This is a genomic window from Paenibacillus xylanexedens (assembly GCF_007680605.1).
GTDB classification, from domain to species: domain Bacteria; phylum Bacillota; class Bacilli; order Paenibacillales; family Paenibacillaceae; genus Paenibacillus; species Paenibacillus xylanexedens_B.
Window position 1 is genome coordinate 1 of sequence record NZ_VEIO01000037.1, and the last position, 675, is coordinate 675.

1 rRNA gene is annotated in these 675 nt (G+C 54.2%); it reads right to left on the reverse strand.

What is annotated here, in order from left to right:
- Window positions 1-675: ribosomal RNA gene (locus FS818_RS28245) — 23S ribosomal RNA — on the reverse strand; the annotation flags it as partial.

A 675-nucleotide genomic window follows, 5' to 3' on the forward strand; every position in this document is an offset into this window, starting at 1 on the left:
CCTAACCACTCCCCTTAACCTTCCAGCACCGGGCAGGCGTCAGCCCGTATACTTCGCCTTACGGCTTCGCACAGACCTGTGTTTTTGCTAAACAGTCGCTTGGGCCTTTTCACTGCGGCCCCCTCGTGCTATTCACACTACCGGGGCACCCCTTCTCCCGAAGTTACGGGGTCATTTTGCCGAGTTCCTTAACGAGAGTTCTTCCGCGCGCCTTAGAATTCTCTTCTCGCCTACCTGTGTCGGTTTGCGGTACGGGCACCTTCATCTGGCTAGAGGCTTTTCTTGGCAGTGTGAGATCATGACCTTCGCTACTGTAATTTTCACTCCCCATCACAGCTCAGCCTTACGATGTGCGGATTTGCCTACACATCAGCCTTACTGCTTGGACAGGCATCCATCAGCCTGCGTCACTACCCTACTGCGTCCCCCCATCGCTCGTAACGATTTACGGTGGTACAGGAATTTCGACCTGTTGTCCTTCGACTACGCCTTTCGGCCTCGCCTTAGGTCCCGACTTACCCTGAGCGGACGAGCCTTCCTCAGGAACCCTTAGGCTTTCGGCGGATCAGATTCTCACTGATCTTTTCGTTACTCATACCGGCATTCTCACTTGTATAATGTCCAGCGCTCCTTACGGTACACCTTCAACCCTTATACAACGCTCCCCTACCCCTG